We start from the raw sequence: 14180 nt of genomic DNA, 5'->3' as shown, positions 1-14180 counted from the left end.
TAATTTCAGATATTCATTTCCAATATACCCGATGACTCTCTATGCTGGCCTCCATTCCCGAAACGAAGTGGAGAAGCCTCATGAAAGTACTGATCGTCTATGCGCATCCCGAACGCCGCTCGCTGAACGGCGCACTCAACGATTTCACCGTAGAACGCCTGCGCGCGAACGGCCATGACGTGCAAGTCTCCGACCTGTACGCCATGAACTGGAAAGCCCAGATCGATGCGAGCGACGTCCGCGACCGCAGCACCGACGCGCCCTTTCACGCGGCGCTCGACTCGAAGCACGCGTTCGAGAACGGCCTGCAAAGCCGCGATATCGAAATCGAACAGGACAAGCTGCGCTGGGCGGACGCCTTGATCCTGCAATTTCCGATGTGGTGGTTCTCGATGCCCGCGATCATGAAAGGCTGGGTGGAACGCGTGTACGCCTATGGCTTCGGCTATGGCGTGGGCGAGCATTCGGACGCGCACTGGGGCGACCGTTATGGCGAAGGCGTCATGGCGGGCAAGCGCGCGATGATCGTCGTGACCACGGGCGGCTGGGAATCGCATTACGGTTCGCGCGGCATCAACGGGCCGATCGAAGACGTGCTGTTCCCGATCCAGCACGGCGTGCTCTTTTATCCGGGCTTCGACGTGCTGCCGCCCTTCGTCGTCTATCAGACGAACCACGTGGACGACGCGCGGCTCGACACGATCCGCGGCGCGCTCGGCGAGCGTCTCGACCGCCTCTGGGACGACGCGCCGATCGCATTTCGCAAGCAGAATCACGGCGATTACGCGATTCCGCAGCTTACGTTGCGCGATGAACTCGCGTCCGGTCAGACGGGTTTCGGGGCGCACATCGGCTGAAGCGAAACACAAAACGCGGCTAAGATGGACGCCTCGACAAAAACGAAGGGCGACATCGAATGCTGACGATCTGGGGCAGAGCCAACTCGGTCAATGTGCAGAAAGTGCTGTGGTGTTGCGAGGAGCTCGGCCTCGCGTACGACCGCATCGACGCGGGCCTGCAATTCGGGCGCAACACCGAACCCGACTACCTCGCGATGAACCCGACGGGCCGCGTGCCGACGCTGGTCGACGGCGATTTCGTGCTGTGGGAATCGAACGCCATCATCCGTTATCTCGCGATGCAGTACGGGCCGACCAGCAAGCTCTACCCGGCCGAGCCGAAAGTTCGCGCGAGCGCGGACCGCTGGCTCGACTGGTCGCTCTCCACGCTGCAACCCGCCGAGCGTCCCGTCTTCTGGGGTTATATCCGCACGAATCCGGCCGATCGCGACATGGCCCAGCTCGCCGCCGCGGCGAGCGAAGTGGACAAGCTCTGGCGCGTCGTCGATACCCATTTGAAAGGCCGCGACTATCTCGAAGGCGATAGCTTCACGCTCGCCGATCTCGTCATCGCCGCCTATGCGCGCCGCTGGTTCGGCATCGCGGAACTGGCGCGGCCCGCCCTGCCCGAGCTCGAACGCTGGTATATCGGCATCACGCAGCGCGCGGGTTTTCAGCGCTACGTGTCGCCCGCATTGACCTGAACGGGACTGACGCCATGACCATCGAACTGCATACCTGGAATACGCCCAACGGGCGCAAGATCAGCGTCGCGCTGGAAGAGATGCAACTGCCCTACGCCGTGAAGACGGTGAACATCACGAAGGGCGAGCAGCATGCGCCCGGCTTTCTGCGCATCAGCCCGAACAACCGCATTCCGGCGATCGTCGATCCGGACGGCCCCGACGGCCAGCCGATCAGCGTCTTCGAATCCGGCGCGATCCTGCTTTATCTCGGCGAGAAGACCGGCAAGTTTCTTCCCGCGAGCCTGCGCGATCGCGTGCCCGTGCTCGAATGGCTGATGTGGCAGATGGGCGGCTTCGGCCCGATGCCCGGACAGGTGCACCACTTCCGCATGGTCGAGGCGGAATGCGACCGGCGTTATGCGCTCAAGCGCTATTCCGATGAAACGCGCCGCCTGTATGGCGTGCTCGACAAGCGTCTCGCGCAAGTGGAATTCGTCGCGGGCGAATTGTCCGTCGCCGATTTCGCGATCCTCGGCTGGGCGTGGCGGCATGAACGCCATGAGGTCTCGCTCGACGACTATCCCAATGTCAAGCGCTGGTATGAAGCGCTGTTCGCGCGGCCCGGCGTCAGTCGCGGCTTCGACGTGAAGCTGGACGATCTCGCCTGACGCGTCATCGAAATCCCGAATGGCTTCGCGAAGTTCTCGCGAAGCGTGTCTTTGTCTACGGCATCCGGTTGCTCCGATTCCCCCATGGTCACCGCCGTTAGGCGCGCGTAATATAGGCACGAAACCAGAAAAAGGAGACGCCGATGACCGCCGGCATGTACGACGATGGCCTTCCCAAAACGGCCGCCAACTTCGCGGCGCTGACGCCGCTCAATTTCATCGAGCGCGCGGCATCCGTTTATCCGGCGCGGCCCGCCATCGTGCACGGCGAAGTGCGGCGCAACTGGGCCGAAACGTATGCGCGCACGCGGCGGCTTGCATCGGCGCTCGCGGCGCGGGGCATCGGCGTGGGCGACACGGTCGCGGCGATGCTGCCGAACACGCCCGAAATGGTCGAAGCGCACTTCGGCGTGCCGATGACGGGCGCCGTGCTCAACGCGCTCAACACGCGGCTCGACGCCGGCACGCTCGCCTACATGCTGACGCACGGCGAGGCGAAAGCGGTGCTCGTCGATCGCGAGTTCTCGGAGACGATGCGCCGCGCGCTCGCGGACGTTCCGCAGAAAGTGCTCGTCATCGACGTGGATGATCCGCAGTACACCGGCGCGGGCGAGCGCATCGGCGAAATCGACTATGAAGCGCTGCTCGCGAGCGGCGATCCCGCATACGAATGGTCGCCGCCCTCGGACGAATGGAACGCGATCTGCCTGAACTACACGTCGGGCACGACGGGCAATCCGAAGGGCGTCGTGTATCACCATCGCGGCGCGTACACGAATGCCATCAGCAATATCCTCGAATGGGACATGCCGACGCACGCCGTGTATCTATGGACGCTGCCGATGTTCCATTGCAACGGCTGGTGCTTTCCGTGGACGGTGGCGGCGCGCGCGGGCGTGAACGTGTGCCTGCGCAAGATCGATGCGGAAACTGTCTTCGATCTCATACGGGACGAAGGCGTCACGCATTACTGCGGCGCGCCGATCGTGCAGAACCTGCTCATCAACGCACCCGATGAACTGAAAGCCGGCATCACGCAAAAAGTCTATGCGATGGTCGCGGGCGCCCCGCCGCCCGCCACGATGATCGAAGGCATGGAGCGCATGGGCTTTCAGTTGACGCACGTGTACGGCCTGACCGAAGTGTATGGCCCCGCCACCGTCTGCGCGCATCAGGACGAATGGAGCGCGCTCGACGTGCACGAGCGCGCCCGCCTCAACGCGCGGCAAGGCGTGCGCTATCACTTGCAGGATGCCGTGACCGTGCGCGATCCCGCCACGATGGAGCCCGTGCCCTCGGATGGAGAGACCATCGGCGAGATCATGTTCCGCGGCAACATCGCGATGAAAGGTTATCTGAAGAACACGGCCGCCACCGAGGATGCGTTTCGCGGCGGCTGGTTCCATACGGGCGATCTCGCCGTTGCGTATCCGGACGGTTACGTGCGCATCAAGGATCGCAGCAAGGACATCATCATCTCGGGCGGCGAGAACATATCGAGTATCGAAGTGGAGGACGCGCTGTACCGGCATCCCGCCGTGCTCGCGGTGGCCGTCGTCGCGAAGCCCGATGCGCGCTGGGGCGAAACGCCCTGCGCCTTCGTCGAACTGAAGCCCGGCGCGCATGCGACCGCGGAGGAACTGATCGCGCATTGCAAGACGGAACTCGCGGGCTTCAAGGTGCCGCGCGCCATCGAGTTCCGCGAATTGCCGAAGACGTCGACCGGCAAGATCCAGAAGTTCGAGCTGCGCAAGATTGCGGGCTCGGTCGCGGCAATCGACGTTTGAAGGGCGCGTAGCCATGAGCGAACTCGTTCTGATCGAACGCAATGCCTATGACATCGATGGCGCCGTCTTGCTGACGTTGAATCGTCCCGATGCGTTCAATGCGTTATCCGAAGCCATGCTCGATGCTCTCGAGCGCGCGTTCGAGGAGATTGCCGCTTCGGATGCGCGCGTGGTCGTGCTGGCGGGCGCGGGACGCGCGTTCTGTGCAGGCCACGACCTCAAGGAAATGCGCGCCGAACCTGCGCTCGCCTACTATCGCGCGCTGTTCGAACACTGCTCGCGCACGATGCTCGCGATCCAGCGCATGCCGCAGCCTGTGATTGCGCGCGTGCATGGCGTCGCGACGGCGGCGGGCTGTCAGCTCGTCGCCATGTGCGATCTCGCGGTGGCGTCGAGCGATGCGCGCTTCGCCGTATCGGGCGTGAATCTCGGGCTTTTCTGCTCGACGCCGAGCGTCGCGCTGTCGCGCAATGTATCGCGCAAGGCCGCGTTCGAAATGCTCGTGACCGGCGAATTCATCGATGCCGCGACGGCGCATGAACGCGGCCTCGTGAACCGTGTCGCATCGCCGGACGAACTCGACGATGCCGTGCGCACACTGGCCGCGACCATCGCCGCCAAACCGCGCGAGGCGGTCGCGGCGGGCAAGGGCCTGTTCTATCGGCAACTTGAGGGCGGCATCGAGGCGGCATACGCGCTCGCGTCCGAAACGATGGCCTGCAACATGATGGAAGACGCCACGCTCGAAGGCACGCAGGCGTTCGTCGAGAAGCGGCCGCCGCGCTGGAAATAAACCTCAGCTCACGTGCTCGACCGGATGCCTGTCGAGCCACGCGTTCTCTTCGTCGCTATAGAGCCGCGAGCGCGTGAGAAAGCGCAGGCCGGTCGGACGTTCCAGCGAAAACATGCCGCCATTGCCCGGCACGGCATCGATGATCAGTTGCGTGTGCTGCCAGTACGCGTATTGCGATTCGGTCATGTAGAACGGCACACCGCCGATCGCGCCCAGCTTCACGTCCGAACCGCCGACCATGAACTCGTTCACCGGAAAGCACATCGGCGCGCTGCCGTCGCAGCATCCGCCAGACTGATGGAACAGCACGTCGCCGTGCTCGGCCTTGAGCTTTTCGATGAGGTCGATCGCGGCGGGCGTCGCTCTCACGCGCTGCACTTCCTGTTCGCTCATGATGTTCCCGTTGTGGTGACTGGCCGCCGCCGCGCGATGCAGCGGCGGCCGTGGGCTACGAAAGCGTTTTAGAAGAAGCCGAGCGGCTTGTCGCTATAACTGACGAGCATGTTCTTCGTCTGCTGGTAGTGATCGAGCATCATCTTGTGATTCTCGCGGCCGATGCCCGACTGCTTGTAGCCGCCGAACGCCGCGTGCGCCGGATAAGCGTGATAGCAATTAGTCCACACGCGGCCCGCCTGAATCGCGCGGCCGAAGCGGTATGCACGCGTGCCGTCGCGCGTCCACACGCCCGCGCCGAGACCGTAGAGCGTGTCGTTGGCGATTTCGAGCGCTTCTTCCTCGGTCTTGAAGGTCGTCACAGCGAGCACCGGCCCGAAGATTTCCTCCTGGAAAATGCGCATCTTGTTGTGGCCTTTGAAGACGGTCGGCTTGACGTAATAGCCGTTCGCAAGTTCGCCGTCGAAGGCCGCGCGCTCGCCGCCGCTCAAACACTCCGCGCCTTCCTGCTTGCCGAGATCGATATACGACAGGATCTTTTCGAGCTGCTCCCGCGAAGCCTGCGCGCCGATCATCGTCTTCGTATCGAGCGGATGACCCTGTGCGATGGCCGCGACGCGCTTGAGCGCCCGTTCCATGAAGCGCTCGTAGATCGATTCCTGCACCAGCGCGCGCGACGGGCACGTGCACACTTCGCCCTGATTCAACGCGAACATCGTGAAGCCTTCGAGCGCCTTGTCGAAGAAGCTGTCGTCGGCGTTCAGCACGTCCTCGAAAAAGATATTCGGGCTCTTGCCGCCCAGTTCCAGCGTGACCGGAATCAGGTTCTGGCTCGCGTACTGCATGATGAGCCGGCCCGTCGTGGTCTCGCCGGTGAATGCGATCTTCGCGATGCGCTTGTTCGACGCGAGCGGCTTGCCCGCTTCCAGACCGAAGCCGTTCACGACATTGAGCACGCCCGGCGGCAGAATGCCTTCGATCACTTCGAGCAGCACGAGAATCGACGCGGGCGTCTGCTCCGCGGGCTTCAGCACGACGCAGTTGCCCGCCGCGAGCGCGGGCGCGAGCTTCCATACGGCCATCAGAATCGGGAAATTCCACGGAATGATCTGCCCGACGACGCCGAGCGGCTCATGGAAGTGATACGCGACCGTATCGTGATCGATCTCCGAAATGCCGCCTTCCTGCGAACGCGCCGCGCTCGCGAAGTAGCGGAAGTGATCGATGGCGAGCGGAATGTCCGCGGCCATCGTCTCGCGCAGCGGCTTGCCGTTGTCGATGGATTCCGCTACCGCGAGCCGCGCCAGGTTCTGCTCCATGCGATCGGCGAGCTTGAGCAGCAGGTTCGCGCGATCGGTGACGGAGGTCCTGCCCCACGCAGCCTTGGCCGCATGCGCGGCATCCAGCGCGGCTTCGATGTCAGCTTCGCGCGAACGCGGAATCGACGTGAAAGGTTCGCCCGTGATCGGCGAGATGTTGTCGAAATACTCGCCGCCCGCGGGCGGAACCCACTTGCCGCCGATGAAGTTGCCGTACTGCTTTTTATACGGATATTCGGTGCTCAGAAACTGCATCTCTGCGTGATTCATTGTGTGTGCTCCTCGCATGTCGACGTGACTGGGCCGGCACAGCCGATTCCGGCGCCGGTGGCCCTTGTCTGCGAGTTCCATGCCATCGCGCGCACGGCGGGGCTCCGGGCGCGTCGGCCGCATCGGCACGCGGGTGAGCGGCCACGGCTAAGGGTTTTCACGGAGCCGCAAGGCGCTGTTCACATTCAGAACACGTGCGCCGCGCTGTAGCGATGCGATACACGTCCTCAGGTTCCGGGGTGCGTGCCGATTGCCGCGTCGGGCGCGATAAACGCTGCGGGCAAACGCTTATGGCACGAGTGTTCATATTGCAAACCCTTTCACCTTTGACTATGGTCATGCCAGCCGTGGCAAAGCGCCGCACTCATATGTGGTTCCATCGCATGTTTGGGCGGCGCGAAATGGCCTTGCGAGCGCGCGACGCCGACATCGTCGCCGAGCGCATGAACCACGGCGGGCTGCATTCCGGCGAACCCGGGCTGCACCTCAAGTAACGATGTGCGCGCACGTGAGAGACATGACGCGCCACGGAGACCACGATGAACAGCACACTCAATCAAGGGGCCGCGCACGGCCCGACAGGCTTTTTCTCCAAGGAGGCGACCATCGCCCGGCCGGGATTCTCGCGCTGGATGGTGCCGCCCGCCGCGCTGGCTGTTCACCTGTGCATCGGACAGGCGTACGCATTCTCGGTGTTCAATGCGCCGCTGACGAAAGTCATCGGCATCACGAAGTCGGCGCCGGACGACTGGTCGCTGACCACGCTCGGCTGGATCTTCTCGCTCGCGATCGTGTTTCTCGGGCTTTCGGCCGCCTTCGCCGGCAAGTGGCTGGAGAAAGTCGGCCCGCGCCGCACGATGTTCACGGCGGCCTGCTGCTTCGGCGGCGGCTTTCTCGTTTCCGCGCTCGGCGTCTATCTGCACCAGATCTGGCTGCTGTACCTCGGCTATGGCGTGATCGGCGGCATCGGGCTCGGGCTCGGCTATGTCTCGCCGGTATCGACGCTGATCCGCTGGTTCCCGGACCGCCGCGGCATGGCGACCGGCATGGCGATCATGGGCTTCGGCGGCGGCGCGATGATCGCCGCGCCCGGCTCCGTCGCGCTGATGAACCACTTCAAGAGCGCGACGAGCGTCGGCGTGACCGAAACCTTCCTCGTGCTCGGCGTGCTCTATTTCATCTCGATGACGATCGGCGCGCTCGCGATCCGCATTCCCCCGCCGGACTGGAAGCCGGCCGGCTGGACGCCGCCCGCGACCGCGAACAAGATGATCACGAAGAACCACGTGCATATCGATCAGGCGCTGAAGACGCCGCAGTTCTATCTGCTGTGGCTCGTGCTGTTCCTGAACGTGACGGCGGGCATCGGCGTGCTGGGCCAGGCCTCGGTGATGATCCAGGAAAGCTTCAAGACGTCGATCACGGCGGGCGCGGCGGCGGGCTTCGTCGGGCTGCTGTCGCTGTTCAACATGGGCGGACGCTTCGTGTGGGCGTCGGCGTCGGACTGGATCGGCCGTAAGAACACGTATTTCGTGTTCTTCGTGCTGGGCGCGGTGCTGTATTTTCTTGTGCCGCAATTCGCGAGCGCCGGCAACATCGCCCTCTTCGTGCTGGCGTACGGCGTGATTCTGTCGATGTACGGCGGCGGCTTCTCGACCGTGCCCGCGTATCTCGCGGACATGTTCGGCACGGCGTTCGTCGGCGGCATTCACGGCCGGCTCTTGACGGCGTGGGCGGCGGCGGGCGTGGCGGGACCGGTGGTCGTCAACTATGTGCGCGCGTATCAGGTGGCGCACGGCGTCGCGGGCGCGGATGCGTACACGATGACGCTGCACATCATGGCGGCGCTGCTCGTTATCGGCTTTCTGTGCAACCTGCTCATCACGCGGGTGCATGAGAAGCATCACATGAACTTGTCGGCGCAGGCCGCGAACTGAGACAAAGGAGACCGCGATGAATACTCAGTACGAAGGCGCGTCGTCGAATAAGGGATTGCTGCTCGTGTTCTGGGCGTATGTGCTGATTCCGCTCGCTTGGGGCGTCACGAACACGCTCACGCAGGCGATCAAGCTGTTCCAGTAAGCGTCAGGACGTGCCACGCGCGCCGGAGGGCCGATGAGTCGATCGGTTCACGGCGCGCGTTTTTATTGGCGGCTTGTCGAGATGCTATTCGGCGTCGCCGAGATGGGCCGGCAGATCCATCTGCTGATGAAGAATGCGCACGATCTGGATCGTGTCCGAGGCTTCCTTGAAAAACAGGACGTGCATCCCAACCAGCGCCCCGCGATAGCCGGCGCGAATGTGTTCCGCAGAAAGGCTTCGCTGCGTGCCTTTCTCGAGTCCGCCGACCGTATCCTGAATCATGCGGACGTAGCGCTCAGCTTGCGCGGGACCCCACTTGTCGACCGTATAGTCCCAGATGCCATCGAGATCCAGTATGGCCGCCGGTGTGAACAAACACTGCTTCATCGAGCGGACTTGCGCTTGCGAGCGATGAACGCATCGAAATCGAGCGGTTTCGACGGCCCGGAACGCTCGCCCGCTTCGAGGGCGGAGCGCAGCGCACCGAGCTTCGTTTCCTGTTCTTCGAGCAAGCGCAGGCCGGCGCGGACCACGTCACTCGCGGTGCTGTAACGGCCTGTGCGTACTCGATCTTCGACGAAATCGGCGAAGTGATCGCCAAGAGAAACCGACGTGTTCTTGGGCATGAGACGCTCCCGTTTGCCTGAATGTCGATGATACCAAATCTTGGTATCGAACGGATTCGACGGACGGACGAACAGACGTCGGGCCTGTCAACGCCCCCGCTCTTCAACGCGGTTCAGGCTGCGACGCGCGAGCACGCTCATGAAAAGCGTGCCGCACACGAGCGCCGCGAGATACACGCCAGCCATCATCCATTCCATATCAGTCACGGTTGTTCTCCTTCGAATTGAGCCGCGGCCGGGGTGCCGCGGGAGTGATCCACGCGATTCAACTACGTTCTGGCCTGATTTACGGCACGCGCGCGCAAAGGTTTAGCGGCGCGCGGAATGAACGACGTTGGATGCACGTTGAAGGAGGAAGCGAAAACAGCACGCAGAGAAAACGATCGGGCGTTCTCTTTCGCAAACGTATGCCGCAGCGCGCGTGTTGGGCACGCCGCGAAGCGTCGGCGTATCGTTCGACTTGCGCCCTGAGCGCGTCCCCAAACACACAAAAAACGCATCCCGACAATGAATCCGACCCGCCGCAGCTTCATGATTTTCAGCATCGGCATGGGCTCGGCGCTGTGGCTCGCGAGAGCCCGCGCCGACGTCCCGCACCTGAGCGAATCCGATCCGGCCGCGGTCGCGGTCGGCTACAGGGAGGACGCCGCGAAAGTGGACAAGGCGAAGTACCCGAACTACGCCGCCGAACAGACGTGCGCGAACTGCTCGCTGTATCAGGGCAAATCGACGGACGCCTGGGGCGGCTGCACCCTCTTCAACGACAAGCTGGTCGCCGGCAAGGGATGGTGCGCGTCCTACACGAATATGTGATGCGCGCTCAACGCAACGAGTATCCGACGAACCGCCAGACGTTGTCCGCGTCGAGGATGAACGTCACCATCTCGCGCGACGACTGGCGTGCCTGACTGTACTGCGTATCGAACAGCACGTTGATGTACGCGCCGGCGGGCATGTTGCCGGTGCCGTCGTAGCGATAGTGCTTGACGCCCATCGGCATGCGAAGGCCCGGCGTGCCGAGCGGCGCCCGGTCGTGCGCGACCTTCCTGATGAAGTCGTCGCGCGAAATGATCTGTTTCGCGATGGGCGAGGCGTCGTCCCACACCTCGCCCGCCTTGTTCTGATCGATCAGCCCGACGATGGCCGATGCGGCCTGCGCAATGTCCTGGTCTTGCTTGTCGAGCGCGGCCTGTTGTTCCTTCGTGAGCGATCGGGCGGCGGATGGTTGCTGCTGCGGTGCGGGCTGAGTTTGCTGCGCCTGGCACGCGATGCTGGATGAGATCAGCAAGAGTGTGCCGAGCGAGAGGGTAATGCGAGCTTTCATGTGGCGGACAACGGTGAGTTCTACAGCGCAGGATTGTAACGCTGTCTGCGTGCGTGACAGTAAGAAATACTGAGTTTCGGAATGTGTGCTGGACGCCTATGGGCTACGCACCCGCACGCCCCCGCTATCTCGAAATAGCCCACGTCCGCACCGATCAAGCACATTCCTTGCTGCCATGAAAGTAGCCCGACTGCTAGCGCCATTGCCGGGGTGAACATGAGACTCGTCGACTGGAACATCCAATGGGGACGCGGCGTGGACAAGCGCGTCGATCTCGCGCGCATCGTCGCCGAGGCCAAGGCGCTGCACGATTTCGACGTTCTCTGCCTGCAGGAAGTCACACGCGGCTTTCACGAAAGCGAACAGGCGGGCGGGCTCGCGGGACGGCCGTCAGCCGATCAGTTCGCCGAACTCGAAGCGCTCATGCCGGGCGCGACTGTCATGGACGGAATCGGCTCCGATCTGCCGCCCGTCGGCGCCGGTCTCGCGCGCCGCCAGTTCGGCAACGCCATCGTCAGCCGTCTGCCGGTGCGGCACGTGCTGCGCCATTCGCTGCCGTGGCCCGCCGATCCCGCGAAGCCGTCGATGATGCGCGTCGCGCTCGAGGCCGTCATCGATACGGATGTCGGTCCGTTGCGCATCGTCAGCACGCATCTGGAGTTTTATTCGGAGAAGCAACGGGGCGCGCAAGTCGCGCGTCTGCGCGAACTGCATGCGGAAGCCTGCGCGCATGAACGCGCGCCCGCGAAGGCCGAAAGTCAGGCGAGCCCGTTCGCCGATACCGCGCGGCCGCATTCCGCGATCGTCTGCGGCGACTTCAACAGCGCGTTCGACGCATCGGCGTATCGCGCGATGCTCGAACCGATCGCCGATGCGCCATCGTTCGTCGATGCGTGGACCTGCGCGCATCCGGACGATGCGCGCGCGGCCACCGTCGGTCTGTACGATCACGATCAGTGGCCCGACGGCCCGTTCGCCTGCGACTTCATCTTCGTGACGGAAGACTTGCGGCCGCGCATCGTCGGCTGCGAGGTGGATCAGTCGAGCCAGTCATCGGATCATCAGCCGATGTGGCTCGAACTGCGCTAGGCCTGCTCGCGCGACAGGCCGTATAACGCCTGCAACGCGGCCGCGCGCGCCTGACCGGCGATCATGCCGCGCCAGAGATCGTCGTCGATGTAAAACGCCGCGCGTATCTGCCGGCGAATGTCGGCTTTCAACGCCTCCGGCGCGTCCGGATGATGCCGCACCCAGACATCCGCGCGCAGCATGTCGAGCATGTCGGTGAGCGGCACGGTGCCGTATTCGATCGCAATCGACGCATTCGCCGCATGCGGACACGTCTGCCGCAACGTGTCGAGCAAGGGACCGGCGACATCCGCCGCGATCGACGTGCCATCCGACGGGCTCGTCACGTCCGCGCCCCACCAGCGCCGCGCGCGCGTCACGTCGCCGATGCAAATCTTCGCGCCGAAGCCGCTCGGACCGAGTCCCGTATGAAAGTCGATCCACCCGATCGCGTCGCACGGCTCGCCGTATTCCGCGAGCAGCGCGCGCATCGTGCGCGTGCTCCATGCGGGCTCATCGCCGCCATAGAACATGCCGTGCGCATGCGTGTACTGCCCCGTCGTCACCGCTTGCTGATACGCCCATTCGCCACGTCTTTCGATGTAAGCGCGAATCGCCGTGAGGTTCGCTCCGTCGGGCGGCCAGTGCGCGGGAATCAGCAAGTCGTGCAACTCCGCATAGCCCGCGTTCACCGGCAAAGGCCCGCTGAAATCCACGCTGTTGCGATTCAGATCGACATTGCCTTCGGTCGTGCGGCTGAGGTAGGAGAAGCCATAGGGATTGATCGCGTGAACGAGCAACATCGCGACGCCGAGCTTCTGCATCGTTGCGAGCAGCGTGTCGTCGCGCATCAACGCGATCTGCGCGCCCGAGCCGCAAAAGCCTTCCACGCCATGCGTCGCCGACGTGAGCACGAGCAGCCGCTTCGCATCGGCGGGACCGATTCGCACGACATCCGTCGCGAGGGTTTCGCCTTCGAGACCCGCGATGCCTTCGAGCACGCGCGTATCGACGGCGAGCTTGCGCTGCGCGGCCGTATCGAGAAATCGCTGCCGGGCTTCCTTATAAGTCGATGAGAACATATCGGCTCCTCAGGCGCGCGCGAGAAACTTCTCGACGAGCCGCACCCAGTAGGTCGAGCCGAGCGTGAGCACGTCGTCGTTGAAATCGTAGCTGCTGTTGTGCAGCATGCACGGCCCGAGGCCATGACCGTGCTCGCGATGATCGCCCGATCCATTGCCGATGTACGCATAGCATCCCGGCCGCTCGAGCAGCATGAACGAGAAATCTTCCGCGCCCATCGTCGGATCGACGTTCATGTTCACGCGATCCGCGCCGGCGATATCCTGCATCACGCCCAATGCGAAATGCGTTTCCGCTTCGGTGTTCACGGTCGGCGGATAGTTGCGCACGAAACTGACTTCGGCCTTGCATCGATACGCCGCCGCCGTCGCCGCGACGATCTCCTTCATCCGTGTCTCGATCAGATCGAGCACATCGACGGAAAACGTGCGCACGGTGCCGGCGAGCGTCGCGGTGGTCGGGATCGCGTTGACCGCATGCCCCGCCTGCATGCGCGTGATCGACAGCACGGCGGCGTCGATGGGCCGCTTGTTGCGCGTCACGATGCTCTGCAGGCCCGTGCCGATCTGCAACGCCGTGAACACGGGATCGACGCCATCATGAGGTATCGCGGCATGCGCGCCCACGCCTTCGATGCGAATCTCGAACTCGTTGCTCGACGCCTGCGTCGCGCCGACGCGCGCACCGAACTGGCCCGCGGGCATGCCCGGCCAGTTATGCAGCGCGAACACGGCATCGACGGGAAAGCGCTGAAAAAGGCCATCGTCGATCATGGCTTTCGCGCCGCCGCCGCCTTCCTCGGCGGGCTGGAAGATGAAGACGACCGTGCCGTCGAAATCGCGATGCTTCGCGAGATAGCGCGCAGCGCCGAGCAGCATCGCGGTGTGGCCGTCGTGACCGCACGCATGCATCTTGTTCTCATGCCGCGACGCATGCGCGAAGGTGTTCGATTCGGGAATCGGCAATGCGTCCATATCGGCGCGCAGGCCGATTGCGCGCTTGCCCGAGCCTTTTTTCAGCAGGCCGACGACACCGGTCTTGCCCAGTCCGCGCGTCACTTCGATATCCCAGCTTTCCAGCTTTTGCGCGACGAGCTCGGCGGTGCGCGCTTCCTCGTAGCAGAGCTCGGGATGGGCGTGGATATCGCGGCGAATGGCCTGAATCTCGTCGCGCGACTCAGCGATCTCGGGAATGATCGACATGCTGTCCTCGTTGATGAATGATCGAACGAAACATTGTCGA

17 protein-coding genes are annotated in these 14180 nt (G+C 63.6%); 10 read left to right on the top strand and 7 right to left on the bottom strand.

Annotated features, from left to right (window positions below; all coding sequences use genetic code 11):
* The first annotated feature begins 80 nt into the window (after positions 1-80).
* The 5 genes from LY284_RS29990 to LY284_RS29970 all read left to right on the top strand — a co-directional run bounded on the left by LY284_RS29990 (position 81) and on the right by LY284_RS29970 (position 4773).
* Positions 81-857, top strand: a complete 777-nt coding sequence (locus LY284_RS29990) for an NAD(P)H-dependent oxidoreductase (protein ID WP_233389750.1) — start codon at positions 81-83, stop codon at positions 855-857.
* Positions 858-916: 59 nt separating this feature from the next.
* Positions 917-1543, top strand: coding sequence for a glutathione S-transferase family protein (locus LY284_RS29985; RefSeq protein WP_233389748.1), 627 nt, complete (start codon positions 917-919; stop codon positions 1541-1543).
* 14 nt (positions 1544-1557) lie between these two features.
* Positions 1558-2193, top strand: coding sequence for a glutathione S-transferase family protein (locus LY284_RS29980; protein ID WP_233389745.1), 636 nt, complete (start codon positions 1558-1560; stop codon positions 2191-2193).
* A 143-nt stretch (positions 2194-2336) separates the two neighbouring features.
* Entirely contained in the window at positions 2337-3980 is a 1644-nt protein-coding gene (locus LY284_RS29975) for an acyl-CoA synthetase (RefSeq protein ID WP_233389743.1), read from the top strand.
* A gap of 13 nt (positions 3981-3993) precedes the next feature.
* Positions 3994-4773: an enoyl-CoA hydratase gene (locus LY284_RS29970; RefSeq protein WP_233389741.1), complete on the top strand. Its 780-nt coding sequence runs from the start codon at positions 3994-3996 to the stop codon at positions 4771-4773.
* A 3-nt stretch (positions 4774-4776) separates the two neighbouring features.
* On the opposite strand, the gene LY284_RS29965 is transcribed toward LY284_RS29970, so the two are convergent.
* Both LY284_RS29965 and adh read right to left on the bottom strand, forming a co-directional pair.
* Entirely contained in the window at positions 4777-5166 is a 390-nt protein-coding gene (locus LY284_RS29965; protein ID WP_014252679.1) for a DUF779 domain-containing protein, read from the bottom strand.
* A gap of 68 nt (positions 5167-5234) precedes the next feature.
* A complete protein-coding gene (gene adh, locus LY284_RS29960) occupies positions 5235-6755 on the bottom strand; it encodes an aldehyde dehydrogenase (RefSeq protein ID WP_233389739.1) in 1521 nt (506 codons plus the stop codon).
* A gap of 338 nt (positions 6756-7093) precedes the next feature.
* On the opposite strand from adh, the gene LY284_RS29955 reads away from it, so the two are divergent.
* The 3 genes from LY284_RS29955 to LY284_RS29945 are packed head-to-tail and all read left to right on the top strand — an operon-like array spanning position 7094 to position 8837.
* Positions 7094-7249: a hypothetical protein gene (locus tag LY284_RS29955; RefSeq protein WP_160321521.1), complete on the top strand. Its 156-nt coding sequence runs from the start codon at positions 7094-7096 to the stop codon at positions 7247-7249.
* A gap of 45 nt (positions 7250-7294) precedes the next feature.
* The gene (locus tag LY284_RS29950) at positions 7295-8692 is read left to right on the top strand and encodes an OFA family MFS transporter (RefSeq protein ID WP_014252681.1); all 1398 of its coding nucleotides are present in this window, start codon (positions 7295-7297) and stop codon (positions 8690-8692) included.
* Between the two features lie 16 nt (positions 8693-8708).
* Complete coding sequence (locus tag LY284_RS29945; RefSeq protein WP_014252682.1) at positions 8709-8837, top strand: hypothetical protein; 129 nt, start codon at positions 8709-8711, stop codon at positions 8835-8837.
* Positions 8838-8921: 84 nt separating this feature from the next.
* Here the strand turns inward: LY284_RS29945 and LY284_RS29940 are convergent, their stop codons facing one another.
* The gene (locus LY284_RS29940; protein ID WP_233389737.1) at positions 8922-9212 is read right to left on the bottom strand and encodes a type II toxin-antitoxin system RelE/ParE family toxin; all 291 of its coding nucleotides are present in this window, start codon (positions 9210-9212) and stop codon (positions 8922-8924) included.
* Positions 9213-9220: 8 nt separating this feature from the next.
* Positions 9221-9463 carry a type II toxin-antitoxin system ParD family antitoxin gene (locus LY284_RS29935; RefSeq protein ID WP_233389734.1) on the bottom strand — a complete coding sequence of 81 codons (243 nt, stop codon included), beginning with the start codon at positions 9461-9463 and terminating at the stop codon, positions 9221-9223.
* A gap of 507 nt (positions 9464-9970) precedes the next feature.
* Here LY284_RS29935 and LY284_RS29930 point away from each other — a divergent pair.
* On the top strand, positions 9971-10276 hold the full coding sequence (locus tag LY284_RS29930; RefSeq protein ID WP_077161119.1) for a high-potential iron-sulfur protein: 306 nt from the start codon (positions 9971-9973) through the stop codon (positions 10274-10276).
* Between the two features lie 7 nt (positions 10277-10283).
* Here the strand turns inward: LY284_RS29930 and LY284_RS29925 are convergent, their stop codons facing one another.
* Positions 10284-10787: a DUF4019 domain-containing protein gene (locus tag LY284_RS29925; RefSeq protein ID WP_077161120.1), complete on the bottom strand. Its 504-nt coding sequence runs from the start codon at positions 10785-10787 to the stop codon at positions 10284-10286.
* 216 nt (positions 10788-11003) lie between these two features.
* Here LY284_RS29925 and LY284_RS29920 point away from each other — a divergent pair, with 216 nt between their 5' ends.
* Entirely contained in the window at positions 11004-11876 is an 873-nt protein-coding gene (locus tag LY284_RS29920) for an endonuclease/exonuclease/phosphatase family protein (RefSeq protein ID WP_233389731.1), read from the top strand.
* Here the strand turns inward: LY284_RS29920 and LY284_RS29915 are convergent.
* Both LY284_RS29915 and LY284_RS29910 read right to left on the bottom strand, forming a co-directional pair.
* Positions 11873-12937: a M14 family metallopeptidase gene (locus LY284_RS29915; RefSeq protein WP_233389729.1), complete on the bottom strand. Its 1065-nt coding sequence runs from the start codon at positions 12935-12937 to the stop codon at positions 11873-11875. The two genes, LY284_RS29920 and LY284_RS29915, sit on opposite strands and share 4 nt — an antisense overlap.
* Positions 12938-12946: 9 nt before the next feature.
* Complete coding sequence (locus LY284_RS29910; protein WP_233389727.1) at positions 12947-14140, bottom strand: M20 aminoacylase family protein; 1194 nt, start codon at positions 14138-14140, stop codon at positions 12947-12949.
* Between the last annotated feature and the right edge of the window lie 40 nt (positions 14141-14180).

It is taken from the genome of Caballeronia sp. PC1, assembly GCF_021353155.1.
In the GTDB taxonomy this organism is placed as follows: domain Bacteria; phylum Pseudomonadota; class Gammaproteobacteria; order Burkholderiales; family Burkholderiaceae; genus Caballeronia; species Caballeronia cordobensis.
This window is presented reverse-complemented; position numbering and strand designations above follow the sequence as displayed.